Source organism: Streptomyces sp. NPDC015139 (assembly GCF_043079785.1).
GTDB classification, from domain to species: domain Bacteria; phylum Actinomycetota; class Actinomycetes; order Streptomycetales; family Streptomycetaceae; genus Streptomyces; species Streptomyces albidocamelliae.
In genome coordinates this window covers 12,804-36,946 of sequence record NZ_JBIBUW010000008.1, presented here as the reverse complement: position 1 = coordinate 36,946, position 24,143 = coordinate 12,804, and the positions used below count along the sequence as shown (strand labels likewise).

At 69.4% G+C, this 24,143-nt stretch carries 22 protein-coding genes and 1 pseudogene; 9 read left to right on the top strand and 14 right to left on the bottom strand.

Going from position 1 to position 24,143, the window contains the following annotated elements:
* Nucleotides 1-157: 157 nt before the first annotated feature.
* The 5 genes and pseudogenes from ACF08B_RS22255 to ACF08B_RS22235 form a co-directional block, all read right to left on the bottom strand.
* Nucleotides 158-286: pseudogene (locus ACF08B_RS22255) on the bottom strand (biotin/lipoyl-containing protein); the annotation flags it as partial.
* 32 nt (nucleotides 287-318) lie between these two features.
* Nucleotides 319-1,401 (bottom strand): alpha-ketoacid dehydrogenase subunit beta, encoded by a 1,083-nt coding sequence (locus ACF08B_RS22250; protein ID WP_392318953.1) that lies wholly within the window; start codon nucleotides 1,399-1,401, stop codon nucleotides 319-321.
* Nucleotides 1,398-2,423 carry a pyruvate dehydrogenase (acetyl-transferring) E1 component subunit alpha gene (pdhA, locus tag ACF08B_RS22245; RefSeq protein ID WP_392318952.1) on the bottom strand — a complete coding sequence of 342 codons (1,026 nt, stop codon included), beginning with the start codon at nucleotides 2,421-2,423 and terminating at the stop codon, nucleotides 1,398-1,400. The genes ACF08B_RS22250 and pdhA overlap by 4 nt, the downstream gene beginning before the upstream one ends.
* Nucleotides 2,420-4,252 carry an acetate--CoA ligase gene (acsA, locus tag ACF08B_RS22240; protein WP_392318951.1) on the bottom strand — a complete coding sequence of 611 codons (1,833 nt, stop codon included), beginning with the start codon at nucleotides 4,250-4,252 and terminating at the stop codon, nucleotides 2,420-2,422. Before acsA ends, pdhA begins: the two co-directional genes overlap by 4 nt.
* A 197-nt stretch (nucleotides 4,253-4,449) precedes the next feature.
* The gene (locus ACF08B_RS22235) at nucleotides 4,450-4,719 is read right to left on the bottom strand and encodes an SHOCT domain-containing protein (RefSeq protein WP_392318950.1); all 270 of its coding nucleotides are present in this window, start codon (nucleotides 4,717-4,719) and stop codon (nucleotides 4,450-4,452) included.
* A gap of 281 nt (nucleotides 4,720-5,000) precedes the next feature.
* On the opposite strand from ACF08B_RS22235, the gene ACF08B_RS22230 reads away from it, so the two are divergent.
* The 6 genes from ACF08B_RS22230 (at nucleotide 5,001) to ACF08B_RS22205 (ending at nucleotide 10,679) form a co-directional block, all read left to right on the top strand.
* Nucleotides 5,001-6,185, top strand: a complete 1,185-nt coding sequence (locus ACF08B_RS22230; RefSeq protein ID WP_392318949.1) for a 4Fe-4S dicluster domain-containing protein — start codon at nucleotides 5,001-5,003, stop codon at nucleotides 6,183-6,185.
* The gene (locus tag ACF08B_RS22225; protein WP_392318948.1) at nucleotides 6,182-7,000 is read left to right on the top strand and encodes an FAD/NAD(P)-binding protein; all 819 of its coding nucleotides are present in this window, start codon (nucleotides 6,182-6,184) and stop codon (nucleotides 6,998-7,000) included. The genes ACF08B_RS22230 and ACF08B_RS22225 overlap by 4 nt, the downstream gene beginning before the upstream one ends.
* Nucleotide 7,001: 1 nt before the next feature.
* Entirely contained in the window at nucleotides 7,002-7,877 is an 876-nt protein-coding gene (locus ACF08B_RS22220; RefSeq protein WP_392318947.1) for an oxidoreductase, read from the top strand.
* Nucleotides 7,874-9,220: a Ni/Fe hydrogenase subunit alpha gene (locus ACF08B_RS22215; protein ID WP_392318946.1), complete on the top strand. Its 1,347-nt coding sequence runs from the start codon at nucleotides 7,874-7,876 to the stop codon at nucleotides 9,218-9,220. The genes ACF08B_RS22220 and ACF08B_RS22215 overlap by 4 nt, the downstream gene beginning before the upstream one ends.
* Nucleotides 9,217-9,690, top strand: a complete 474-nt coding sequence (locus tag ACF08B_RS22210) for a hydrogenase maturation protease (protein ID WP_392318945.1) — start codon at nucleotides 9,217-9,219, stop codon at nucleotides 9,688-9,690. Before ACF08B_RS22215 ends, ACF08B_RS22210 begins: the two co-directional genes overlap by 4 nt.
* 113 nt (nucleotides 9,691-9,803) lie before the next feature.
* Nucleotides 9,804-10,679 (top strand): universal stress protein, encoded by an 876-nt coding sequence (locus ACF08B_RS22205; RefSeq protein ID WP_392318944.1) that lies wholly within the window; start codon nucleotides 9,804-9,806, stop codon nucleotides 10,677-10,679.
* Nucleotides 10,680-11,793: 1,114 nt separating this feature from the next.
* Here the strand turns inward: ACF08B_RS22205 and ACF08B_RS22200 are convergent.
* From ACF08B_RS22200 to ACF08B_RS22165, 8 genes are all read right to left on the bottom strand, one after another.
* Complete coding sequence (locus ACF08B_RS22200; RefSeq protein WP_392318943.1) at nucleotides 11,794-12,450, bottom strand: potassium channel family protein; 657 nt, start codon at nucleotides 12,448-12,450, stop codon at nucleotides 11,794-11,796.
* Nucleotides 12,447-13,106, bottom strand: coding sequence for a potassium channel family protein (locus ACF08B_RS22195; protein ID WP_392318942.1), 660 nt, complete (start codon nucleotides 13,104-13,106; stop codon nucleotides 12,447-12,449). Before ACF08B_RS22195 ends, ACF08B_RS22200 begins: the two co-directional genes overlap by 4 nt.
* On the bottom strand, nucleotides 13,103-15,961 hold the full coding sequence (locus ACF08B_RS22190) for a cation-translocating P-type ATPase (RefSeq protein WP_392318941.1): 2,859 nt from the start codon (nucleotides 15,959-15,961) through the stop codon (nucleotides 13,103-13,105). The genes ACF08B_RS22195 and ACF08B_RS22190 overlap by 4 nt, the downstream gene beginning before the upstream one ends.
* Nucleotides 15,958-16,410, bottom strand: coding sequence for a CBS domain-containing protein (locus ACF08B_RS22185; protein ID WP_392318940.1), 453 nt, complete (start codon nucleotides 16,408-16,410; stop codon nucleotides 15,958-15,960). Before ACF08B_RS22185 ends, ACF08B_RS22190 begins: the two co-directional genes overlap by 4 nt.
* Nucleotides 16,411-16,446: 36 nt before the next feature.
* Nucleotides 16,447-17,436, bottom strand: a complete 990-nt coding sequence (locus tag ACF08B_RS22180) for an Acg family FMN-binding oxidoreductase (protein ID WP_392318939.1) — start codon at nucleotides 17,434-17,436, stop codon at nucleotides 16,447-16,449.
* A 33-nt stretch (nucleotides 17,437-17,469) separates the two neighbouring features.
* A complete protein-coding gene (locus tag ACF08B_RS22175) occupies nucleotides 17,470-18,348 on the bottom strand; it encodes a universal stress protein (RefSeq protein ID WP_392318938.1) in 879 nt (292 codons plus the stop codon).
* Nucleotides 18,332-18,682 (bottom strand): DUF1918 domain-containing protein, encoded by a 351-nt coding sequence (locus ACF08B_RS22170; RefSeq protein ID WP_392318937.1) that lies wholly within the window; start codon nucleotides 18,680-18,682, stop codon nucleotides 18,332-18,334. The genes ACF08B_RS22175 and ACF08B_RS22170 overlap by 17 nt, the downstream gene beginning before the upstream one ends.
* Before the next feature lie 141 nt (nucleotides 18,683-18,823).
* Complete coding sequence (locus ACF08B_RS22165) at nucleotides 18,824-20,182, bottom strand: nicotinate phosphoribosyltransferase (protein ID WP_392318936.1); 1,359 nt, start codon at nucleotides 20,180-20,182, stop codon at nucleotides 18,824-18,826.
* Between the two features lie 242 nt (nucleotides 20,183-20,424).
* On the opposite strand from ACF08B_RS22165, the gene ACF08B_RS22160 reads away from it, so the two are divergent.
* Nucleotides 20,425-20,679 (top strand): Hsp20/alpha crystallin family protein, encoded by a 255-nt coding sequence (locus tag ACF08B_RS22160; RefSeq protein WP_392318935.1) that lies wholly within the window; start codon nucleotides 20,425-20,427, stop codon nucleotides 20,677-20,679.
* A gap of 202 nt (nucleotides 20,680-20,881) precedes the next feature.
* Here ACF08B_RS22160 and ACF08B_RS22155 read toward each other — a convergent pair whose 3' ends face one another.
* Nucleotides 20,882-21,673 carry a response regulator gene (locus ACF08B_RS22155; RefSeq protein ID WP_392318934.1) on the bottom strand — a complete coding sequence of 264 codons (792 nt, stop codon included), beginning with the start codon at nucleotides 21,671-21,673 and terminating at the stop codon, nucleotides 20,882-20,884.
* A 503-nt stretch (nucleotides 21,674-22,176) separates the two neighbouring features.
* On the opposite strand from ACF08B_RS22155, the gene ACF08B_RS22150 reads away from it, so the two are divergent.
* Nucleotides 22,177-23,079: a universal stress protein gene (locus ACF08B_RS22150; protein WP_392318933.1), complete on the top strand. Its 903-nt coding sequence runs from the start codon at nucleotides 22,177-22,179 to the stop codon at nucleotides 23,077-23,079.
* 84 nt (nucleotides 23,080-23,163) lie between these two features.
* Nucleotides 23,164-24,036, top strand: coding sequence for a universal stress protein (locus tag ACF08B_RS22145; protein WP_392318932.1), 873 nt, complete (start codon nucleotides 23,164-23,166; stop codon nucleotides 24,034-24,036).
* Nucleotides 24,037-24,143 lie beyond the last annotated feature (107 nt).

The following is a 24,143-nucleotide window of genomic DNA, read 5'->3' as shown; positions in this document are numbered from 1 at the left end:
CGGGAGTCCCCTCGGCGGCCCTGTGGGGCACTCCTGCGGCCACCGTCAAGGTTTCCTTCGCAGTGCCCGGCCGTCCGCCGGGCTCGGCCTCCGCCTCGATCACCGCGAGCGGTGTTCCTACTGGCACCCGGGCCCCCGCCTCGACCAGCAGCTGTCCTACGGTCCCGGAATCGAAGCACTCCACTTCGATAGCCGCTTTGTCCGTCTCCACTACCGCCACGACGTCGCCCTTGTGCACGCGGTCGCCGGGGCGTACGAGCCACTCTTGGAGCAGCCCCTCGTCCATGTCCGCGCCGAGGGAAGGCATGGTGAACGCGGTCATCTCCGCCCGCCTCCCGCGAACGGCTGATGGTGTGTCGCGTCGGCCTGGCCGGCCGAGGGGTCCCCGACGGCTCGGCGGGCGGCGGCGACGATTTTGTCCGGCTGCGGCAGCGCGGCCTGCTCCAGCATGCGGGCGTACGGAATGGGTACTTCGGCGCTGCACACCCGCTCGACGGGTGCGTCGAGGTCGTAGAAGTGCTGCTCGGTGATGCGTGCCGAGACCTCCGCAGCCAGGCTGCCGGTGCGCCAGCCCTCGTCGACGACGACGGCACGGTGGGTGTGCGCCACTGACTCGCCGATGATGTTGTCGTCCAGAGGGCGCAGGGTGCGCAGGTCGATGACCTCTGCGCTGATGCCGTCGCCCGCGAGGTCGTCGGCGGCGGCCAGTGCTTTGGGCAGTGAGCCGCCGTACGTGATTACGGAGACGTCGGTGCCGGGCCTGCGCACGGCCGCGTGGTCGATGTCGACCGGCCCAGCCGCCGCGGGCAGGTTTCCGGAGGCGTTGTACAGACTGCCGTGCTCGAAGATGATCACTGGGTCGGGGTCGGCGAGTGCGGGCGCCAGCATGCACCGGGCGTCGACGATGGTCGCCGGGGCCAGGACGCGCAGGCCAGGAATGTGCGCGTACCAGCCCTCCAGACTGTGCGAGTGCTGGGCCGCAAGCTGGCGTCCCGCACCCGTCGTCATCCGGATCACGACGGGCACCGGGCACTGGCCACCCGACATGTGCAGCAGGGTCGCGGCGTTGTTGAGGATCTGGTCCAGGGCCAGCAGGCTGAAGTTGACCGTCATGATCTCCACGACCGGCCGAAGACCCGCCAGCGCCGCACCGATACCTGCGCCGACGAACGCCGACTCGGACAGCGGGGCGTCGCGGACTCGCTCCGGCCCGAACTCCTCCAGCAGTCCGAGGCTGACGCCGAAGCAGCCGCCGTAGCGGCCGACGTCCTCACCCATCAAGAACACCCGCTCGTCCGCGCGCAGCGCCTCACGCAGGGCCTCGCGCATCGCCTCCCGGTACGTCGTTCCGCGCGCGGGAGACGCGGCGGCTGCGGCGGTTCGGATCTCGGTCGTGGTCATGACCGGCTCGCCTCCACCGGACTGGATACGTACTGCAGAAGGTCTTCAGCCGGCTCTTCCGGAGCCTGCTCGGCCGCCTCCACGGCCGCGTCCAGCTCGGCGGCCACACGGTCCTCCAGCGCGGTACGCGCCTTCTCGGTCAGTTCCTTCGCTTCCCGCAGCCGCCTGACGAGCCCCTCGACCGGATCGCGTTCCCTCCAATGTTCGATCTCCGCCTTGTCGCGATAGCGGTCGGAGTCGTACATCGAGTGGGCACGGAAGCGGAACGTGCGCATCTCCAGGAAGTGCGGTCCCGTTCCGGCACGTACGCCTTCGGTCGCGCGCCGTGCGGCATCCTCCACGGCGAAGACGTCCATGCCGTCCACGGCCCAGGAGGCCATGCCGTACCCCGCCGCGCGCAGGGCCAGGTCGGTCTGCGCCTGATGCCGGGACAAGGCCGTACCCATCGCGTACAGGTTGTTCTCGCACACCAATAGCAGCGGCAGCCGCCACAGCGCGGCAAGGTTGGCCGTTTCATGGAACTCGCCCTCGGCAAATGCTCCGTCCCCGAAGAAACAGCAGGTCACGCGGTTTCGGCCGGTCATGCGATCGGCGAGGGCGAGGCCGGCCGCGAGGGGTAGCCCGCCACCGACGATGGCGTTGCCGCCGTAAAAGCGGCGGCCGGTATCGAACAGGTGCATCGAGCCGCCGCGGCCCCGGCTGCAGCCGGTGACCTTGCCGAACATCTCGGCCATGATCGCCTCGGCCGGAACCCCGCGGGCGAGCGCATGGCCGTGTTCGCGGTACGTCGACACGATCGCGTCGTCGTCCGTGAGCGCCTCGTTGACACCGACGGCCACGGCCTCCTCGCCGATGTACAGGTGCATGAAACCCCGGATACGTGCCGCGCTGTACAGCTCCACGCAGCGTTCCTCGAAGCGACGGACCCGCAGCATCGACTGCAGGAGGGCCAGTCGGTGCGTGGGCGCCTGGTTCGGCCGGGTGGCCGGTCGCGGGGCGCGCTGAGTGCGGGTGGTGGTCATGCCGGCTGCACCGTCCTCAACGCTGCGGAGCCCTCGGGGGTGGAGTCCTCCAGGGTTGAGGTGTCGCCCTCGGGCAGGCCCGTTTCGCGGGCGCGCAGCAGGCGGCGCATCACCTTGCCGCTGCGTGTGTGCGGCAGGTGCTGGTCGAAGGCGATCTCGCGAGGTGCCACGGCGGGGCCCAGACGGCGCCTGGCGAAGGCCAGGATGTCCCGCCGCGTCGTGGCGGTCGCCTCGAAGCCCGGCCGCAGGGTGACGAACGCCTTGACGATATTGCCGGCCACGGGGTCGGGGCGGCCGATCACCCCGGACTCGGCGACCGCCGGATGCTCCATCAACGCACTCTCCACCTCGAACGGCCCGATGAGGTGCCCCGCCGACTTGATGACGTCGTCGGCGCGTCCGACGAACCAGAACCAGCCGTCGGCGTCGCGCCGCACCAGGTCCCCGGTGAGGTACCAGCCGTCCGCGAACGCCGCCGCGGTACGCGGCTCGTCGTGCAGGTAGCCGCGGAACATGGACGGCCAGCCCGGCCGCAATGCCAGCTCGCCCTCTACGCCGGGCTCCTCCAGGACGGTGACGTGACCGCCGGTGACCGCGGCCCGGCCGTCCTCCCCGCGCCGCAGTACCACTGCCTCCACGCCGGGCAGCGGGCGGCCCATCGAGCCGGGGTGGATGTCGCAGCCGGCAAGGTTGGCGATCATGATGGCGCCGGTCTCCGTCTGCCACCAGTTGTCGTGCACCGGCAGCCCCAGCACGTCCCGCCCCCACACCACGGCCTCCGGGTTGAGCGGCTCGCCGACCGACGCGATGAACCGCAGCGCGCTCAGGTCGAAGGAACGGGGCAGGTCGTACGGGCCGGTCCGCGGAGTCGTCCGCATCAGCATCCTGAGCGCCGTGGGCGCCGTGTACCAGACGCTCACCCGCTGCTCCGAAAGGATCCGGTACCAGCGGCGGGCGTCGTACTCGCCCTCGTCCACCACGACCGTCACTCCGTGCATGAGAGGCGCAATGATCCCGTAGGACATCCCCGTCACCCAGCCGGGGTCGGCCGTGCACCAGAACACGTCGTCCGCATGAAGATCAAGGGCGTACAGCGCGGTCATGTAGTGGGCGACGGCCGCCTCGTGCACGTGTACCGCACCTTTGGGAATGCCCGTCGTGCCGCTCGTGAAGTGGAGCAGCGCCATGTCGTGCGGCGAGGTCGGTGGAATGGTGAAGGTGTCGTCCGCGTCGGCCATGAGCGCGTCGAGGGAAGCAGCGCCGAGAATATCGTCCGCGCCTTCGCCGACGATCAGTACGCGGCGCAGGGTAGCGAGGTCACCGCGTTGCCCGGCGATCTTCTTGTGGTACAGGTCCGCCGTGGTGACCAGCACTTGCGCATCGCCCAGCGTCATCCGCTGGAAGACGGGGTCCGGTCCGAAGGCGGAGAAGAGCGGGCACAGGACGCTGGTGTTCTTCAGCGTGCCGAGGACGACGGTGTACAGCTCGGGGCAGCGGCCCAGCAGTGTTACCACCCGGTCGCCGTGCCCGATACCGATGTTGCGGAGCACGTTGGCGAACCGTGACGAGGAGTGGGCCAGGTCCCGGTAGGTGATCGAAGTGACGGAGTCGTCCCGCCCGATGCAGCGCAGTGCGACCGCTGTGGCCCGCTCCGATGCCGCGTGTCGGTCCACCGCCTCGTGCGCGATGTTCAGTCCCCGACCACCGGGCAGTCCTTGCAGCCTGCCGCGTGCCGCCTGCCACGAGAAGCTTGCGCACTCCTTGTCGTAGTCGCGCAGATTAGGGACGGTGCGTAGTGAGGTGTCCTTCCGGATGGTCTCCCATGGCATGCCGGCCCCTCCTTCCTTCGGGCCTGCTCTGACCAGGTCCTGCCGCACTGGGTCGAAGGGCCCGGCCGTGGCCGGATGGGCAGTCCTGTTGTTGCTACTCCGACAAGCCACCGTCTGCGGCGTGAGATCGCTTGTGAGCAGCGCGGCGCCCTCAGCGAACGGCATGGTCGTCGCCGGCCAGTGGGACCGGATTTCCGTCACGGTGTCCTTGGCCGACGGGCAATGAGGCGCTCGCGCGCCTCGGTATAGGCGTCCGCGTCTATCTCTCCTGAGGCGTAGCGCCGGTCGAGGATCTCCTCGGGGGTCTCCCGGGGCTCGCTGTCCGCCCAGATACGGCTGCGAGAAGAGGTGCCCCCGGCCGCAGCATGCATCAGGCGGATCACGGCCCACACGGCCAGGACGAGCAGTGCGATCCACAGCAGGGGCATGAACGCCATCCACACCCAGCCGCCGTTCCAGTACATCACCGGGCCCACCTCCCACCGCGAGGTTTTCGACAGCGCCCCTTTGTTCATGGTGGGCGTCAGCCGTTGGACGTACTAAGGGCCTTTGGACCCCGCGCCCGGGGCCACTCGGCACCGCGATGCCGTCAGCCGGCCCATCCGTCCTGAGTTGTTCCCCAAAGGACCACGCGCAGGTGCCCACGTGGCCCTGTTGGCGCAGCACCGCAGCCGTAATGCTGCGATCGTGAGTCTGAGGGGACGGCGGGACTCCGTCATGCCGTCCGCTGTGCTGAGGGAGGCCGGTCATGAGCGCCGATGCCGACGTGAACACCCCCCCACCGTCCGCGGGCGACGGGCTCGTCATGGGCAAGGACGGCATCGCCGCGCTCATGGACCTACTGATCCGGCGGGGGTTCACCGTGATCGGACCCACCGCGCGGGACGGTGCGATCGTGCTTGCGGAGCTGCGGTCGGCGGACGAGTTGCCGTACGGGTGGGGCGTGGAACTGGAGGCGGGCCGATATCGGCTCCGTAAACGGTCGGACGGCGCGGCTTTCGCGAATGCGGCGGGCCCCCAATCGTGGAAGTCCTTCCTGCATCCAGCGCAGGTGCGTCAGTGGAGCGCCGACCGGGTGGGCGGGGAATTGGTCTTCACAGCCGACCAGGCGGTGTCGCCCCGCTACGCCTTCCTGGGGGTGCGCCCCTGCGATCTGCGGGCCATCGCCGTCCAGGACCGGGTATTGACCGGAGGGGCGCATCGCGATCCCGGCTACGAGGGGCGACGTTCGGGTGCCCTGCTGATCGTGGTCGAGTGCACTGAGCCCGGCGCCACGTGCTTCTGCGTCTCGATGGGCACCGGACCCGCCGCCGGCCCCGGTTACGACCTGGTGATGACTGAAGTGGTCGACGAGGGCGGGCACCGTTTCTGGGTCCGCAGCGGCAGCGAGGAAGGTGCGGAGCTTCTGGCCGAACTACCCGCCCGTCCGGCCGACCCGGAAACCCAGCAGGCGGCACGCGCAGGGGTCACGGCCGCCGCGGACCACATGGGTCGGACCATGCCCGAGGCCGACCTGCGGGAGCTGATGGCCGGAACCCTCGACGCCCCCCGCTGGGACGACGTTGCAGGGCGGTGCCTGACCTGCGGCAACTGCACCATGGTGTGTCCCACCTGCTTCTGCACCACCACCGAGGACGTCGCCGATCTCACCGGTGACCACGCGGAGCGGTGGCGGCTGTGGGACTCCTGCTTCGACCTGGACTTCTCCTACCTGCACGGCGGCCCGGTCCGCGCCTCGACGCGCAGCCGCTACCGGCAGTGGATGACCCACAAACTCGGCACCTGGTACGACCAGTTCGGCTCGTCCGGCTGTGTGGGCTGCGGGCGCTGCATCGTGTGGTGCCCGGTCGGGATCGACATCACCGAGGAAGCGGCCGCCCTGCACGACTGGACACGGTCCGGCGGGCCGGCTTCCGTGCCGGAGTCACCATGAGCACGGTGCTGCCGCCGCTGCCGTACCGGGTCGCCGCTGCGTGGGACGAGACCGGGGACACCCGGTCGATCGAGCTGGTGCCGGCCGTGGAAGAGCTCGCCCCCTTTTTGCCGGGACAGTTCGCGATGATCTACGCCTTCGGGGTGGGGGAGGTGCCCATCTCCGTGAGCGCGCTCCGCGGCCCCCACGGGGGACTGGTGTACACCGTGCGCGTCGTGGGTGCGGTCTCCACCACGCTGTACCGGCTGCGCCCCGGAGACAGCGTCGGACTCAGCGGGCCCTACGGCAGCGGCTGGAACCTCGATGCGGCTGTGGGTCACGATGTCGTGGTGGTCGCCGGCGGGCTCGGTCTGGCCCCCCTGCGGCCGGTCGTACACGAACTTTTGCGCCGACCAGCCGCGTACGGTCGCCTCGCGGTCCTCCTCGGCGCGCGCACGCCTGCTGATCTGGTCTACCGGCACGAGATCGAGAGCTGGCCCGCCCACGCCCGGGTGGAGGCGACCGTCGACCGGCCCGGCCCGGGCTGGCAGGGGGCGGTGGGCATAGTCACCACACTCCTGGACCGCCTCGATCTTCGCCCGGAACGGTCCTGCGCGCTGGTGTGCGGACCCGAGGTGATGATGCGCCACACCGCGCGCGACCTTGTCGCCCGGGGCCTGGTCCCGCACCACATCCAGGTGTCCTTGGAACGCAACATGCACTGTGCCACGGGCCACTGCGGCCACTGCCAGCTCGGCCCGCTCCTGCTGTGCCGCGACGGCCCCGTCGTCGGCTACGACCGCGTGGCAGAAATACTTCTCGTGAGGGAGCTGTGACATGGTCACCTACCTCGGACCGGTCATCCGCTCACGGCCCACCCTCGCCGTGTGGAAATTCGCCTCCTGCGACGGCTGCCAGCTGACCCTCCTGGACTGCGAGGACGAACTCCTCGGCCTCACCGACCGGGTACGGGTCGACCACTTTTTGGAGATGACCCCGGCCGAAGCCGCCGGCAAGAACTCCGCACGGCTGGAGGGCCGGGGACCCTACGACCTCTCACTGGTCGAAGGATCGATCACCACCACCGAGGACGCCGAGCGCATCCAGCACGTCCGCCGCATTTCCCGGTACCTGGTCACCATCGGAGCCTGCGCCACGGCAGGCGGCATCCAGGCACTGCGCAACTTCGCCGACGTCGACGACTTCCTCGCAGCCGTCTACGCAAAACCGCAGTACATCGCCACCCTGGAGACGTCGACACCGATCTCGGCCCACGTCCCGGTCGACTTCGAACTGCGCGGATGCCCCATCGACCGCCGCCAGCTCCTCGAAGTGATCACCTCCTACCTGGCCGGACGCAAACCCCAGATCCCGAACCACAGCGTCTGCTTCGAATGCAAACGACGCGGCACCACCTGCATCACCGTGGCCCACGGCACCCCCTGTCTCGGCCCGGTCACCCACGCCGGATGTGGCGCCATCTGCCCCACCTACGGACGTGGCTGCTACGGCTGCTTCGGACCGTCGAGCAAACCCAACCTGCGCTCGATGGTCGCGCAGTTGCGCCGCGACGGGATGAGCGAGCGAGACATCCAGCGTGTCTTCGGCACCTTCAACGCCGCAGCGCCGGAATATGCCCCCGTACCCGACCTCGCGGCCGAGGAGCGGCAACCCCCTCGGGCCGACACGGCACGCCCGGAAAGGCCCGCATGAACCATCCCGGAACCCGCGTCCTGCGGCTGGACGCGCTGGCCAGAGTGGAGGGCGAAGCAGCCCTCCACCTGCGTGTGCAGGACGGTTCGGTCACCGAGACCCGTCTGCGCATCTACGAACCACCGCGCTTCTTCGAGGCCCTCCTGACCGGCCGGGGCCATACCGAGCCCCCCGACATCACCTCCCGCATCTGCGGCATCTGCCCGGTCGCCTACCAGATGAGCGCCTGCCAGGCGATCGAGAACGCCTGCGGTGTCGCCGTGGACGGCCCGCTGGCTGATCTGCGCCGCCTGCTGTACTGCGGCGAATGGATCGAGAGCCACGCGCTGCACATTTATCTGCTGCACGCCCCCGACTTCCTCGGCCGTTCGGACGTGGTGGAACTCGCTCGCGACCATCGACCGTCTGTGGAGCGCGGCCTGCGGCTCAAGCAGGCGGGCAACGCCATCCTCGAACTGCTCGGCGGACGGCCCATCCACCCGGTCAACGTCCGGGTCGGGGGCTTCTACCGGACCCCTGCCCCGGACGACCTCCGTCCGCTGCAGGCACGGCTTCTGCAGGCTCGCGAGGACGCCCTGGAGACAGTGCGCTGGGTAGCAACCTTCAGCTTCCCCGACGCTGTGTGCGACCACGATCTGCTCGCCCTGCATGATCCCGGCCGCTACGCCATCGACACCGGAACGCCGGCGGCCATGGCCGCGCAAGGTCAGGAGGCGACGCTGAGCGGCTTTCCCCTGTCCGACTTCGAAGAGCACGTCCGAGAACACCAGGTACCGCATTCCACCGCACTGACTGCCGCACTGGACGGGCGCCGCTTTCTGACCGGCCCGCTGGCCCGTTACGCGATCAACGGCAGGTGGCTGCATCCGGCAGCGGCACAAGCGGCGCGCAACGCCGGGCTGGGAGATCCGACCGCCGGCGCGATCTGCCACAACCCCTTCCGCAGCATCGTCGTGCGAGCCGTCGAGGTCGTACACGCCGTCGAAGAAGCCCTGCGGATCATCGACGGCTATGAACGGCCTGCCCGGCCCGCCATCGAGGTGCCGCCCCATGAGTCGTCCGGCGTGGGAGCCACCGAAGCGCCCCGCGGCCTGCTGTACCACCGCTACACCCTCACGGAGGACGGCACGCTCACCGGAACTCGTATCATCCCGCCCACCGCCCAGAACCAGACGGCCATCGAGGAGGACGTCCGCAGAGTGGTCCAGACGCGCCTGGAAAGCGACGGACCCGCCCCCGACGACGACGAGCTCACCCACCTGTGCGAACGCGCCATCCGCAATCACGACCCCTGCATCTCCTGCGCCGCCCACTTCCTCGACCTCACCGTGGAACGCACGTGAGCGGCCGCGTCGTGGTGATCGGCGTAGGAAACACTCTGCGCGGCGACGACGGGGTCGGCCCAGCGGTGGTGGAAGCGCTTCGGGGCCACGTGCCCGGTGACACCGTCCTGGCTGTCAGCGACGGTGAACCGGCGCGGATGCTCGAGCTGTGGCGCGACGCGGACACCGTGGTTGTCGTCGAAGCCCTCCGCAGCCAGCCGGCCCGGCCAGGTGAGCTGCACACCCTGACACCGGCGGAAGCCGCCGGACGCCCACGAGGCACGGCAAGCACGCACGCACTCGGACTGGGGGAGTGCCTCGCCCTGGCGGAGGCCCTTGACCTGCTGCCACCCAAGCTCGTGGTGCATGCCATCGAAGTGGCCGACGTCGAGCTCGGCGCCTCGCTGAGCGAAGCCGTGCGGTCCGCTCTGCCCGAACTGACCGACCGTGCCGCAGCCTCCGTGCGGCAGGCCCACGAGCGCCATGAGTAGGCCGAAAGTCCTGGGAGGCGGGCCAAAGCGCCTCTCCCGGCTCCGGGGCGGCGATGCGACGGTGAACCCATTCGGTGTGCACTGCTCGCTGCGCAGGAAAGGCGGTGTTTAAGATGGCCCTTCCTCTCGTGGTGGGCGTCGACGGATCGGACGCGTGTCTTCTCGCGGTCGACTGGGCGGTGGACGAAGCCGTCCGGCACGGTCTCCCGCTCCGGCTGGTGTACGCCTCCCTCTGGGAGCGCTACGAGGGCGGCTTTCCGTCGGTGGCGCGGGGGCGCTCTTCCGAGCAGGTTCTCGCCGAGCACATCGTCGCCTCTGCCGCCGACCGAGCCGAGCGCCGCAACCCGGATGTGAAGGTCACCACCGACACGCTTGCGGAGGATCCCGCGGATGCTCTCGTCCGCGAGGGCTCCGATGCCTTCGCCCTGGTGACAGGGTCGCGCGGCCGCGGGGAAGTCAAGGGACTGCTTCTCGGATCGGTCGGTCTGTCCGTGGCCGGCCGGGCGCCCTGCCCGGTCTTCGTGGTCAAGGGTGATGGGCCTGGACTGGCAGGTACGCATGGACGGATCCTGCTCGGCCTGGGGGACGCCGGCACCGCTACTGAGGCCGTACGGTTCGCTTTCCGCGAGGCCGAGGTTCGCGGCTGCATCCTGGACGTGGTCCGCGCCTGGCGCAGGCCTTCCCACGTCAGAAGCGGTGAGCGTGTGCAGGCCGAAGCCGCCGGAGACCCGGACGAGGAGCGAGCCGCCATGCTTCTCGACGCACAGCTCGCAGCAGTGGCCGCCGAGTATCCGCATGTCCGTGCGCACCGTACGGCGCTGGAGGGCGCCGCTGGCAAAGTCCTGGTGAACCGGTCAGCCGCCGCCGACCTCGTGATCATCGGCGCACGGCGCAGGACTGGCCACTTCGGGCTCCAGCTCGGTTGTGTGAGCCACGCCGTGCTGCACCACGGCCAGTGCCCGGTCGCGGTCGTCCCGCAGAACCAGTGACTTCCCTCCTCGGGAAAGGACAGCGCCACACGCATACGAACCGGACTGCGGGGCGCGGCCGCCGCAGTGCCCGGTTGCTCTCACCACGCGGCACCCCGCCGCGCCCGAGGACCTCGCATGCCGGAGAGTGTCCGCGGCGCGGCAGGGGGGCTGGTGCTGGTGCCGCGCGGGGTGTGGCGGCGGCCCGAACCAGGGGCCGAACGGTACGAGCGAGGACCGGGGGACCCATAGCCGCCGGACTGGCGGCACGAGACGGTGAAACAGGCAACGACCGACGACTGAAAAGCGGAGGGCCGTGCCATGCCGACACCGCACCTTCCCGGCAATCGGCCCGCGTCCTGGCCATCCCGCAAGCGGGTCGCGGCCGGGCACCCCCGTACCCGGAACGTCCTTGAACGGCCTGTGGACCGGAGGGAGCACAGACTGCGTGTCTTCCTGACGGCCGTCGCCATAGTGATCCTTCCGCTCTCGGCATGGGGCGCCGGTCAGGCGACGTACAGCCACTACGAGCAAGCCCGGCAGTCGAAACAGGCGCGGCTGCACTCCGTGACGGCGCGTCTGCTCACGGACGCACGATCGAGCGGCGACCGCCCCAATAGCCAGTCCGGCTTTCAGGCGTTCGTGCGCTGGAGCGACCAGACCGGCAGCCATACAGGTGTTGCGCCGGTTCGGGCGTGGCTGCAGACGGGGGCAACAGCCACCGTATGGCTCGACAGCCGCGGGGCCATCGTGACGCCGCCGGGGGGAAGGGACCTCGCAGCGACTGCAGGGGTGGCCGTGGCTTTTGCGGCGGCCTTCGCTGGCACGGCCACCGCATGCGCCCTGTGGTGGGCACTCGGCAGGTCCACGGACCGCTGCCGCCTCGCCCGATGGGACCGTGAGTGGAAGCGCGTGGAGCGCCAATGGACGTCGCGCTATGGCCGCTGACGCACCGGTCGTCCCTCATGCTGCCGGAGAAGCGATGCCCTCCAGCCTGAGCGAAGGTGTGCCCTGACCTGGTGCGCGCCCGCAGCGAAGGCGAGGCGGCAGCGGCGAGTGAAGCCCGATCAGAGGCGGTGTCCGGTGCTAGACGAGGGCCTGTGCTGGGCCGGCTGCTCGCGCACGGCGATTGCGGCTACTGGAAGGCCGCGTGGATCTCTTGTTCGGTTGCCTCGTGCGACACGAGCAGGAGTTCGTCACCGGGCAGTAGCCGCATTGCGGGCTGGGGAACCGTGGGCCGGCCGTTGCGGACGACGGTGGCGACGACGGTGCCGTTCGGTAGGGCAATCTCGCCCAATAGGTGCCCGGCGGCTCGCGAGCGCTCGGTGATTGCGGTCTCGATGACCTCGACGCCCGCCTTGCTCAGCCGCAGCAGCGCCACTGTGTCGGTGGCGCCGGTGGCCTCCTCGATGAGGGAGATCAGCGGGGTGGCCGCGGGCACGGCGACGTCCACGCCCCATCGCTGATCGAAGAGCCAGGCGTTCTCGGCGTCGTTGACGCGCGCGACGACGCGTCCCACGTCGAACTGCCGCTTGGCGATCAGGCTGATGACGAGGTTGTCTTCGTCCCGGCCGGTGGTGGAGATGATGAGGTCGCAGGTCAGCCCGCCAGCGTGTTCCAGGAGGGCTGGATCGCAGGCGTCACCGGCCACCAGCCGCACGCGGGGCAGGGCCGAGACTTCGTGCAGACGCTCGTCGTCCTGCTCGACCAGGATCACCTCGTTCTGCGCGGCCGAGAGCACCTGGGCGATCTGGGTGCCGAGCCGTCCCGCACCGGCGATGAGGGCCTTCACGTTCCCAGCTCCTTGTCGAGGAAGCCACGGAGTCGACCGAGGGCGGTCGCGGTGACGGCGAAGGCCACCAGGTCCCCGGGCAGAGCGGTGACACCGTGTGCAGGCAGTAGCGACCGTCCGGCGCGGGTGACCTCCACGACACGGATCTCGCCGTCGACGTCGAACTCGGACAGGCGTCGACCCGTGAGATATGCGGGTAGTTCGGAGCGGACGAGAAGGGTCTCGCCATTGCCGAAGGTGAGTTCTGGGGTGAGGTGACGGTGCAGCAGCGTCTGGTGGATGCGGCTGACGGCCCAGCGGACGCTGGAGATGGCCGGGATGCCCAAATCCCGGCAGATATCGGCACGTCGCGGGTCGTGAATCCGCGCGAGGACCACCGGAACCCGGTAGGTCTCCTTTGCGGTCCGTGCGCTGACGATGTTGCTGTTGTCACCGGAGGTCACCGCGACCAGTGCGTCCGCGTGGCCGACTCCGGCCGCCTCCAGCACGTCACGGCTGAAGCCATTGCCTGCGAGGAAGGCGCCGCAGAAGCCCGCAGGTAGGAGTCTGCGTGCTTTGGGGTCTCGGTCGACGACACGGATGTCGTGGCCCTCGGAGCCCAACTGCGTGGCTAGAGTGGATCCGACCCGGCCGCAGCCCACGATGATCGCTTTCATCGTGTCACTCCCGTCCCTAGCGTCCCGCGCTGTCGCAGCACCCACTTGCGTGCTTCCTCGGCGGCGAGCAGCAGCGCACCGAGAACCGCAAGAACGGCCCAGTCCTCGGGCGCCAAGGGCGCGGTGTTGAACACTGCTTGGAGCGGGGGCGCATAGCTGATGGCCGCCATCAGCGCGATACCGACGCACCCGGCGCCGATCAGCCAGGGATTGCCGAACAGGCCGGCCCGGAAGACGCTCTGCCGGTCGGTGCGGACCGCGAGCGCGTTGAAGAACTGGCTGACGACGATGCCGGCCTGGACCATGGTGATCGCCTCCCGGTAGACGGGATTGCTCTTCGTGAACTGCGTGTATGGGATGCCGGACGCGTGGATGTGCCAGAAGAAGACAGCACACACGCCTAGGGCCTGGATGCCGCCCAGGAAGAGAATCCGGATCATGACGGAGGCGGAGAACAACCGCTCCTGAGGTGGTCGCGGAGGATTGTCCATCACGTCCTTCTCCATCGGCTCGGCACCGAGTGCGAGAGCTGGCAACACGTCCGAGCCGAGGTCGATCGCGAGGATCTGCACGGCCGTGATAGGCACCAGCGGGAACCCGGCGAAGGTGGCGGCGAGGATCGGCACGAGTTCGGCGATGTTGTGACTGAACAGGTAGATGAGAAACTTGCGAATGTTGCGATAGACCGAGCGGCCCAGTCCCACCGCGGTGGTGATGGAGGCAAAGGAGTCGTTCAGCAGCACCATCACTGCGGCCTCCCGGGCGACATCCGTACCGGAAGCGCCCATGGCGACACCGATGTCCGCGTGTTTCAGAGCAGGCGCGTCGTTGGCACCGTCGCCGGTCACCGCAACGATCTCACCCCGCCGTTGCAGCGCCGTCACCACGCGCATCTTGTGCTCGGGGCTGACCCTGCACAGCAGCAGCTCGGTGGAGCCGGTCAGCAGCGCGTCCAAAGCGCCGTCGTCGCGCACATCCAGATCGGCGCCCGTCACGACGGTCGGGCTCGGTCCCCGTACGATCCCGACGCGGCGGGCGACGGCCTCCGCGGTCAGCGGGTGATCGCCGGTCACCATGACGATCCGGATCCCTGCTCTTCGGCAGGCGTCCACCGCGTCCCGCACCTCCGGGCGGGGCGGGTCATACATCCCGGCGAGCCCCAGCAGCGTCAGCTGCGACTCGATGTCTCCCCGCGGAAGACGCGGACTGTCCACCAGCCGCCGCGCCACCGCCAGGACCCGCAGACCCTGACCCGCCAGGTGGTCGCAGGCAGCGGCGATCTCGGCTCGCGCGGCCTGTGTCAGAGATGCCCGTGCTCCGTTCCGGTCGACGGCATCACACCGGGCCAGGAGTTCCAGCGGCGCGCCCTTGACGTAGGCGACATACGTCCCGTCCGGTTCGCGGTGGACCGTACTCATCGACTTGCGTACGGAGTCAAAAGGATGCTCCGCCACTCGTGGCCTGCGGACCTCTTCCGCCGTCGTGTCCAGACCGGCCTTGGCCGCGGCCACCAGCAACGCACCTTCGGTGGTGTCACCGAGGACCCGCCACCCGTGCGGGCCGGACGGGGCAACGAGCCGGGCGTCGCAGCACAGCGCCGCCGCCCTCAGCAACTCCCGCACCCGCCCGGCGTCCTGAACCTCGCCGACGGGCGCGTAACCCACACCGGTGACGGGATGGGCCACGCCGTCCGCCCACAGCTGTACGACGGTCATCTCCGCCTGGGTGAGGGTCCCCGTCTTGTCGGTGCACACCACGCTGGTCGACCCCAGCGCCTCCACCGCCAGCAGCTGCTTGACCAGCGCGTGCCGACGGGCCATGCGGCGGACACCGATGGCCAGTGAGACGGAAAGCGTCGCCGGCAGGCCCTCCGGTACGAGTGCGACCATCACACCGAGCGAGAAGACGAAGGTGTCCACGAACGGCTGCCCACCGGGCACGCGCACCGCGAAGAGCAGCGCCCCGGTGGCCAGCGCGACGCCGGCCACCCGGCGCGCCATGGCGGCGACCTGCCGCTGCAGCGGGGTCTTTTGCCGGGGCGCTGCCGCAGTGAGCCGGAAAAGCCGTCCGAACTCGGTGGCCGCCCCAGTGGCGAAGACGACGGCCTTACCCGTCCCCGCAACGACGTCGGTGCCCATGAACACACAGTTACGCGCATCCAGGACAGGCCCTTCGGGGACCGGATCGGCGACCCGCACCACAGCGTCACTTTCACCGGTCAACGCCGCGTTGTTGACCGCCACCTCCTGCGCCCGCGCCAGCCGGCAGTCGGCCGGGACGGCGTCCCCGGCCTCCAGAATCACTACATCGCCGGGCACCAGGTCAGGCGCAGGCAGCTCCTGCCGCACGCCGTCCCGCAGCACCCGGCAGGCATGCGGCACCATCGCCTGCAGGGACTGCGCCGTGCGCTCGGCGGAGTACTCCTGGGCGAAGCCGATGCCTGCATTGAGGAGCACCACCGCGAGGATCGCGAAGGCCAGCTGGAGCGTGGCCGGGTCTCTGGGCTGCTCCAGCGCGTAGGCGAGGAAGGTGATGGCCGAGGCGACCAGTAGCACCACTGCGAAGAGATCCGTGAACTGTGCAAGCAGCTGTGGCCACAGGCGCCCCCGGCGGACGGCGGGCAGGTCGTTGCGGCCGTAGCGGACCTGCCGTGCGGCGGCCTCGGCCGATGTCAGGCCGCGCGCGGAGCTTTCCAGGGCCGTGAAGACGTCCGACGCCGGCAGGGAAGGGACGGCCGACGTGCAGGTAGCGGGGTATGCGTTGACCGGCTCCTTGAATCCCGTGGGAGGGCCCGTGCTCTGGGCGTGGCCTTCGTGCAGGGCGGCCGATCCCGGGTGGGCCGGGTCGGGGCTCATAAGACGCTCCGCCTGCCGGGGGAGGGCCCCGGCGGCTCCTGCAGCACACTCCAGGCGACCGGTCCCAGCAGGTCGGCCAGCCGCCGGAAGACATCGAGGAGAAGGTCGTCGATGGTGAGCATGCCCAATGCCTGGCCCTCGTGCAGGACGGGTAGCCGGCGCACGCTGGTGCGACGGAATGTCTGGTAGGCCACCCGCAGATCGTCATTGCTGTCGAGGGTGACCACTTTCGCCGACATCACCGCCTCCACCCGCGCCTGCGGGGACAGGCCCCCGCCCAGACCGCGTACGGCAAGGTCACGATCGGTGACAATGCCGCGCAACGCTCCGTCCTCGATGACGAGGAGGGAGCCGACGGCGGATTGAGCCATCCTCCGGGTCGCCTCGGTGAGGGAGTCGTGGGGCGCGACGCATACCGGCGGAGCAGTCATCACCTCGGAAACCTTCACGCCACTCCTCCTTGCCATCGCGTCCCTACGCGCGGATTACAGGATGTGGAGCACGTCAGCCACCGATCGGCGCGGGCTCGGCGGACCCTCGGGGCCGTACCCGAGCCGCAGCACCATCTGTACGTGAGCCATATCGGAGAGCGGATCGCGTACAGCCCAACGGATCTCCGTCCACTCCAGGGGCTGGGAAGTCATCGAGGCGACAAGCCCGTCCACAGTGGCCTGCAGCAGCACACGCTCCAGCGCCTGACCAGCACGCAGCCAGTCCGCAGGTCCGTCGTGGGCCGTACCCAGCAGCGCAACGTGCGGGTTCTTCTCGAAGGACGCCCAGCCACGCCCCGGCATCGGCCGGCCGGCGGCGAAGTCCCGCACGGGAGCTGCCGTCATCCGCTGGCCCGGCCCGAACGCCTCGGCGGGTATGCCGTCACCGGGCCCTGCGCTCCCCGACGATTCTGTACGCGTCCACCGCACCGTCTCACCGCGCACCCCCGGGTCGACTGCTTCCCGGCCCTCAGCGTCCCGCACCAGCTCCAGGATCGACCGCACGTGCCAGGCGCCCGGAAACAACAGTTGGGCGTCCTCGGCTCCGGCCGCGGTGCACAGACGCCCCCGCACGTCGGCGGGGAGCTCCTCATTCGTGAAAGGAAGACGGCTGCAGTGACGGCGGTGGATCGCCGGGTGCAGCTGGGCGAGCATCCAGTCGGGTCGTGCGGTGCCGTACAAGTGCACTTCGGCGAGGAAGTCCGCGTCCTGTGGGTCGGGAAGCAACCGGACGTCCGGCCCCAGCCCCGCCGCGGCCGCAGCTACGCGCAAGTTGAACAGCGCGGCGCCACAGCCCAGATGCAGGCCTCGGCCGTCCGGATCGGTCCGTGGCAACGCCCGTGCCGGGTCCGCGTACAGGCGCAGAACGCCGATGCCGCGCAGATAACGGAAGGCCCAGGGCTGGGCATTGTGCTGAGAGGGCGCCGCGGCGGCATCCGCCACGAGCGCCGTGACAGTGTTGACATCAATGGTCTGTGCGGTCACAGCGGCTCGCCTTTCGCTCCGGGGGATGACGACTCATCCACGTGTCGGGACGGCGATGACGGGGCAACGGGCATGGTGCAGCACACCCTGGCTGACCGACCCCAGGAGCATGCCGGTGAAACCTCCGCGCCCTCGGGTGCCCACCACCAGGCCCAGCGCGTGAGTCGCAGCCTCAGTGAGCACCTGCACGGGATGGCCGATGAGCAGCTCGTGGCGCAGATCCACTTCCGGGTAGCGGCCCCGGCGCCCGGCCACGATTTCGGAGAGCAGCCGACGGCCCTCCTGTTGCACTTCATGCTCGTCGAAGACCCTGAGCGGTCCGGGCTGCCAGACGTACAGAGCACGCAATTCGGCCCCTCGTAGGGCGGCCTCCTCAAAAGCCACGTCGACCGCGGCGGCCGAATGTTCGCTGCCGTCGACACCGACCACGAAGTACGCCGGCTCCTGCGTGATGTGCTCCGGCTCCGGCACGATCACCACCGGGCAGTGGGCGTGTGCCATGAGGGGCAAGGCAACCGAGGCAGAGCCGAACACCTCCTGGGACCGGCTCAGATGCCGCGAGCCCAGCACCACAGCGGTGGCGGCCCGGCTCTCCTCGCGCAGAGCCCACACTGGGTCACCTTCGACGAGTACGGCGTCCACCTCCACCTCGGGATGCCGGGCCGCGACAAAGTCCACAGTCTGTTCGAGCACCTGCTTGCCGCTGCGGTGCAGCTCCTCGTTCCACCCCTCCCAGGACGGCGGGACCTCTCGCCCGCGGGTGCCCCTGGTCGGCACGCCTTCGGCGCGGACCGGGCGCAGCGGAATGTGCCGGCGGGCCGCCTCCTCGGCCGCCCAGGCCAGCGCCATCCATCGCGTCGGATCAGCCTCGACGCCGACGACGATCGGCCGGCGATCACTGGGTCCGGACATGATGCCCTCCGGTCTCCGGGGCCGCGGGCGTCAGCTGTGCGTCGGCTTCCGGGCCCATCGAGGACGATGCCCGCGTCAGGTGCCGGACGTAGGCGTCCGGGCCGGGGAAGTACAAAGTGAACCGGCCGCCATCGGCCCAGCGCACGTCGTAAGGCGGGCTGCCTTCGGGACGGTGAAGGCCGACAAGTTCGCCGTCCCGAGCGGCGACGCGGACCGCAGTGCCGCGCACGGTGATCTCGTTGCCGAGGCAGGCATTCAGCATGGAGCTGTCCCCGTGGTGGCCCGATTTGGCGGCGGCTAGGTCGCTCAGACGCGCCGGTGCGGGAGTGCCCATGATCTCGCCTCCTCGCTGCGGCGGCGCGGGAGGTGCCGCCGCGATCCCATGCAAGCCTGGGTTTCAACGAGCGACCAGGGGCCATTGGTCCTCCGGCCGGAACCCCTCGGCCCACACCGGCCGCGGCCAGGGCGGCAACGGTCAGGAGGCACGAGGCCCGACGGGGGCGGCTCTGGTGAGGATGTGCTCCTGGATGTCCGTCCGTACCTTCGCGGTCAGCTCTTCCAATGCCCGGGACTGGATGGCCCGGACCGGAAGGGGCCTCTCGACCCGGCGTGCCGAGGGCGGCAGGTCGGCGACATCCCCACGGAACCGTTTGCGGGCGTCCTGCCAGCGGTCCGGCGACCAGGTACGTCGCCCCGCCCGCATGACGGTGCGCAGCATAGGCTCGGCGGCATGCGGCGGTTCCTCACTCGCCAGGGCGATGACGTCGGAATACCCCGGGTGCCGGTAGACCTGCTTGCGGCCAGGAGCTGTGGCCTTCGCCGAGGACAGCTTCATCACCGGGCGGCCGTCGTACTCAACAAGCTTGTAGGCGCAGTCCAGGTAGGGGGCGTCCGCAGCCACGCCGACGCGTGTGCCCACCGCATACACGTCGATCGGGGCACCGGCACCCACAAGGTGGGCCACGCCATACTCGTCGAGTCCGCCGCTCGCCACGATGCGCACATCCGCCAGCCCTGAGGCGTCAAGAATCGCGCGTGAGCGGCGGGACAGGGCATCGAGGTCGCCGCTGTCCAAACGGATCGCGCAGCCTGCGCCGCGCCGGAGGTCCCTCAGAACGCGTGCCGCGATCCGTACGCCCGCCTCCGTGTCGTAGGTATCCACGAGAAAGGTGACCGGGCCGGGGTGGCAGCGTGCGAACGAGCGGAACGCCTCCTCCTCGCTGGGGAACGTCTCAATGTAGGAGTGCGCCATGGTTCCCGATGCCGGGATATTCAGGGCTGTGGCCGCCGCGACGTTACTCGTACCTGCGAAGCCCACGAGGGCGCCCAGGCGCGCCGCCTGCAGTCCCGCCCACGCTCCGTGCGTCCGGCGCAGCGAGAAATCCACGACAGGCCTCCCGGCTGCCGCCAGTACACAGCGGGCTGCCTTGGACGCCACTGCCGTCTGGTGACAGACCTGGTTCAGCAGGTAGGTCTCGACGAGCTGGGCTTGGGCCAGCGGTGCGGTCACCTCCACCAGCGGCTCGCCGGCGAACACCAGACGACCCTCGGGCACGGCACGGACCTCGCCCTCGAAGCAGAGACCGAGGAGCGGTTCCAGAACCCGCATCGGGCGGTGCAGGGCGTCCGCGAACTCCTTCACGTCGTCGCGTTCGATGCGGTAGTTGGCGAGGAAGTTCAGGGCGGACTCCAGTCCCGCAGCGACCAGGAAGCCTCTCTCGGGCGGAAGGTCGCGCACGTACAGGCTGAAGGTGGCCGGTGCCCGCATGTCCTCCCGGAGGTAGGACAGGGCCATGGTCACTTCGTAGAGATCGGTGGTGGTGACGTCGGACATAGTGATCGCCGCCGGATGTCGTGGACCCTTCTCTCGCTCAGTCTGAATGCCACGGCGTAGGAGAAAAGGGACTTCAGGGTCATCGGACGTGGGCTGTTCGGCCTCAGCGCGAGGTGAACCAGGCGCGGTGCACTTGGAGGTGTCGGCAGACGCGACGACCGCCGAGGAGGTACGGCCATGGCCACACTGGCACACAGGCAGAGGTTCCCGTTCCCCGACATGTCGGACTGGTTCGACACCACATGGCCCCCGAGGACATCGACGTCATGATCAGCGACGGGATCCTGACGGTGCAGGCCGAACGCAGCGAACGCGAAGTAGACAAACACCACAGCGAGATCCGGTACGGCGCGATGAGCCGCAGCGTGACGCTGCCTGCCGGCGCCGACGAAGACGACGTCAAAGCCGACTGCACGGATGGCATGCTGACCATCAGCGTCGGTCTCGGCGCCGAGAAAGCGGAGGCCAAGCACATCGAGATCCATCACAGCACCTGAGCGTGAACATGCCACCGACGGCAGGCCCCGAGCGGGCCCGCCCGAAGCCGGTGCGTTCTGCCGCTGTCACCGGACGCCGCCACGCCAGAAAGGCCCACCAGCGTTGTAACGTCTGCCCTGATCACTCTCGCTCAGGGGCAGGGCCTGGCGATCTGGCGACCATCGAGCTGCCTAGGTGATCGGTCATCGTCCAACGACGGCACTATTGAACTGCCGGGCAGGCAGCGACCGGAGCCAGCTGGTGACCGGGGCCAATCAGACCACCGCCATGGGCCTTGCGACGTTCTGACCCCCGTCGTTTTCCATGCTCGTCGCCGCGTTGAGGCTCCAGGTGCGACGCGAGAACCGCGGCCTGAACCCGACGCTGGACGCCCAACTTGGCCAGCAGCCGCGAGATGTGGTTCTTGACGGTCTTCTCCGACAGGTACAGCTTCTTGCCGATCTCGCGGTTGGTCAGGCCATCGCCGATAAGCGCCAGGATGTCCTGTTCCCGGGGTGAGAGGCCAGCCAGCTCGGGCGGCAGCGCAGGAGTCGCTGCCGGATCGGCCTGTAGGGAACGCATGAGGCGGGCAGTGGTTGCGAGGTCCAGCATCGACTCTCCGGCGGCGACAGGACGAACCGCCGAGATCAGATCGGAGCCCTTGATCTGCTTCAGAACGTAACCTGAGGATCCAGCCATGATCGCGTCCAGCAGAGCCTCCTCGTCATCAAAAGACGTGAGCATCAGGCACGCCACATCAGGCATCCGGCTACGCAGTTCCCGGCAAACGGTGATGCCGTCGCCGTCGGGCAAGCGCACGTCGAGGACAGCGACGTGAGGACGCAGTGCGGGGCCGCGGGTGAGGGCGTGCTCCGCGGTGTCCGAATCGCCGACCACACGGATGTCCGCTTCGCCGTCGAGCAGATCGGCCAGGCCACGCCGGACGATCTCATGGTCGTCCAGCAGAAAGACACGGATGGGATCCTGCTCGCTGAAGGCGCGTGACTCAACCATGGCGACCCCTCGCTACCGGGTGGTGGACAGTTTGCGCACGGTCCACGAAGCCGATCATCATCTACGGCTCCACGCTCGCTAGGGCCGGCTGGCCCCCTTCCTCCGTGCCCGACGTGCATGAGTCGGCTGATCACGGAGGGTGCGACGGGTCGTGCCGTCGTGGATTTTCGCCCAGCGCCTGCGCCGCTGGGGATGCCCACACCCGACAGCCCATACCCGAGGTGGCGGGCCTGGCTCGTCCGGGCGGCCTTGAGGCGTTATCTGTCGCGCAGCCTGTCGCTGTCCGGCGGCACGTGCATCGCCTGCCTGGACCATCGGGATCAACGCGCACCTGGAGCTTGTACCGCGGGCGGCCAGACGGCATCGGGTCAACCGTGCGCGAAGCCCAGAAAAATCTAGGCACCGGGGCCGTTCGGTCCTGCCTGGGGACCTGCGGCCTCTGACGGTATGACCTAGGCGTCACCACGCTGGAACCGGGTGCTCGTCCCAGGAGGTGGAGACCCATGACCCGAGCCATCACCGTTGGTCTCGACGATTCGGCCGAAAGCCGGGCTGCCGCAGAATGGGCTGCTCGGGAAGCGCGGCTACGCCATCTGCCGGTGCGTCTGCTCCACGTCTCGGAGTCCGCACCCGCGCACGTGGCCCAGGCGCCACTGCTGGGCGCCGAAACCGTTCAGGACTGGACCGAACACATCCCGCTTGCCTCGGCCGAAGGCCTCCGCCTGCGTCACCCCGGTGTCGAGGTCCTCACCGACCGGGTCACCGGCAAACCGGCCGATGCGCTGACAGAGGCGGCAGACGCCGCGGAGATGCTCGTGCTCGGCTCGCGTGGCTTCACTGGCATCGGCGGGTTCATGATGAGCTCCGTCAGCCTGTCCGTCCTCGCCCACGCCTCACACCCAGTAGTGCTGGTACGGGCCGGGGAGCAGGCTTCCGACGAGCACAAGAGCGACCCTGCAGGCGTGCCGTCAGCCGCGACGCTCTTCCGGCCCGTCGTCGTCGGCATCGACACCGCCGACCCGAGCGAGGACCTGCTGGAGTTCGCCTTCGACGCTGCCGCACGCCGTGGCGCATCCTTGCGGGTCGTGCACGGCTGGGTGGAGCCGCCGGGTTCCTTCCCCGGCGCCTATGGAGACACCGAGCTCGGTTCGCTCGCGCGGCAGCAGGCAACCGCACTGACCAATGTGCTCCGCCCGTGGCGTCAGAAGTTCCCTGACCTCGAGGTGATCGAGGCAAGCCGCTGCGGCAGAGCCGCGCAGGTTCTCCTCGACGCGTCCCGGGAAGCGTCCCTCGTCGTGGTCGGGCGGCGCATTCGCACCCGCCCTGTCGGTACTCACATCGGCCACGTGACCCACGCCGTCCTGCACCACGTCGCCGCACCCGTCGCCGTGATCGCGCACACCTGAGCCACTCATCTGAAGGCGCGCGGTGATCGACGGAGCAGGGGCCATCAGAAACCCTTCGGATTCCGGCCCGGAACGGAGAGCAGGATGGATCTGCCGATCGTCGTCGGTATCGACGGCTCCGAAGCGAGCCTGCGCGCTGTGGACTGGGCCGCAGACGAGGCCGCCTTGCGCGGCGCACCGCTTCGGCTGGTGTATGCCTCTTTCTGGGACCGCTATGAAGGCGCCTTGCTCGCTCAGGAATTGAACAAGCCCGTCGAGGAGGTGATGGCCCAGGACGTCATCGGACCCGCCCGTAACCGTGCCCACTGCCGCACTCCGGATGTCGAGGTCACCACCGAGGTACTGCCCGAGGAGCCGGCGCGCGGACTCGTGCGCGAAAGCCGCACCGCACTCGCCATGGTCCTGGGGTGCCGGGGACGCAGCGGGATAGCCCAGACGCTGCTCGGTTCCGTCAGCCTGACGGTTGCCGGGCACGCCCACTGCCCGGTGATCGTAATCCGCGGCAGCCACGACAACCAGGCCCCCGGCGCCCGCGGGCATATCGCGCTCGGCGTCGGCGAGAAGCCAGCAGGCACAGCATCCGTGCGCTTCGCGACCGATGAAGCCATGCTGCGCCAAGTGCCGCTAGAAGTCGTACGGGCCTGGCGACGTCCCGCACGCGCGACCACCGGCATCCCGATTCTCCCCGGCGGCGAACCGGAGTATCTCGACGAACGGCAGGCCGTCCAAGCGCTGGAAGAGGCCTTGCGCGATGCGCCGGCCGACCTCGAAGTGCAGCGCCGTATCGTCGAGGGACACCCCCGCGATTCCCTGATCAGCGCCTCCCACGAAGCCGATCTGCTGGTCGTCGGCACTCGGCGTCGGCACGGCCACGTCGGGCTTCAACTCGGCCGTGTGGCCCACGGCGTGCTGCACCACGCGGCATGCCCTGTGGCAGTCGTCCCCGAACTTCCCTGACGAGAGGACGAACCGCCCCATGGCGGGCGACGAACCCAACAAACCGGATGGGCGACAAGGCGGCCGCCCGTAGCGCCAGGCTGCAAGGGCGGGTGGAAGGGGCACTC

What these genes read in the sequence shown, in the direction of transcription:
- acsA (WP_392318951.1), bottom strand. Translation starts at nt 4,252, where the DNA reads ATGCCATGGGAGACCATCCGGAAGGACACCTCACTACGCACCGTCCCT.
- ACF08B_RS22160 (WP_392318935.1), top strand. Translation starts at nt 20,425, where the DNA reads ATGGCCCCCGAGGACATCGACGTCATGATCAGCGACGGGATCCTGACG.
- ACF08B_RS22230 (WP_392318949.1), top strand. Translation starts at nt 5,001, where the DNA reads ATGAGCGCCGATGCCGACGTGAACACCCCCCCACCGTCCGCGGGCGAC.
- ACF08B_RS22175 (WP_392318938.1), bottom strand. Translation starts at nt 18,348, where the DNA reads ATGTCCGGACCCAGTGATCGCCGGCCGATCGTCGTCGGCGTCGAGGCT.
- ACF08B_RS22190 (WP_392318941.1), bottom strand. Translation starts at nt 15,961, where the DNA reads ATGAGCCCCGACCCGGCCCACCCGGGATCGGCCGCCCTGCACGAAGGC.
- ACF08B_RS22205 (WP_392318944.1), top strand. Translation starts at nt 9,804, where the DNA reads ATGGCCCTTCCTCTCGTGGTGGGCGTCGACGGATCGGACGCGTGTCTT.
- ACF08B_RS22195 (WP_392318942.1), bottom strand. Translation starts at nt 13,106, where the DNA reads ATGAAAGCGATCATCGTGGGCTGCGGCCGGGTCGGATCCACTCTAGCC.
- ACF08B_RS22145 (WP_392318932.1), top strand. Translation starts at nt 23,164, where the DNA reads ATGGATCTGCCGATCGTCGTCGGTATCGACGGCTCCGAAGCGAGCCTG.
- ACF08B_RS22170 (WP_392318937.1), bottom strand. Translation starts at nt 18,682, where the DNA reads ATGGGCACTCCCGCACCGGCGCGTCTGAGCGACCTAGCCGCCGCCAAA.
- ACF08B_RS22150 (WP_392318933.1), top strand. Translation starts at nt 22,177, where the DNA reads ATGACCCGAGCCATCACCGTTGGTCTCGACGATTCGGCCGAAAGCCGG.
- ACF08B_RS22155 (WP_392318934.1), bottom strand. Translation starts at nt 21,673, where the DNA reads ATGGTTGAGTCACGCGCCTTCAGCGAGCAGGATCCCATCCGTGTCTTT.
- ACF08B_RS22225 (WP_392318948.1), top strand. Translation starts at nt 6,182, where the DNA reads ATGAGCACGGTGCTGCCGCCGCTGCCGTACCGGGTCGCCGCTGCGTGG.
- ACF08B_RS22250 (WP_392318953.1), bottom strand. Translation starts at nt 1,401, where the DNA reads ATGACCACGACCGAGATCCGAACCGCCGCAGCCGCCGCGTCTCCCGCG.
- ACF08B_RS22220 (WP_392318947.1), top strand. Translation starts at nt 7,002, where the DNA reads ATGGTCACCTACCTCGGACCGGTCATCCGCTCACGGCCCACCCTCGCC.
- ACF08B_RS22165 (WP_392318936.1), bottom strand. Translation starts at nt 20,182, where the DNA reads ATGTCCGACGTCACCACCACCGATCTCTACGAAGTGACCATGGCCCTG.
- pdhA (WP_392318952.1), bottom strand. Translation starts at nt 2,423, where the DNA reads ATGACCACCACCCGCACTCAGCGCGCCCCGCGACCGGCCACCCGGCCG.
- ACF08B_RS22215 (WP_392318946.1), top strand. Translation starts at nt 7,874, where the DNA reads ATGAACCATCCCGGAACCCGCGTCCTGCGGCTGGACGCGCTGGCCAGA.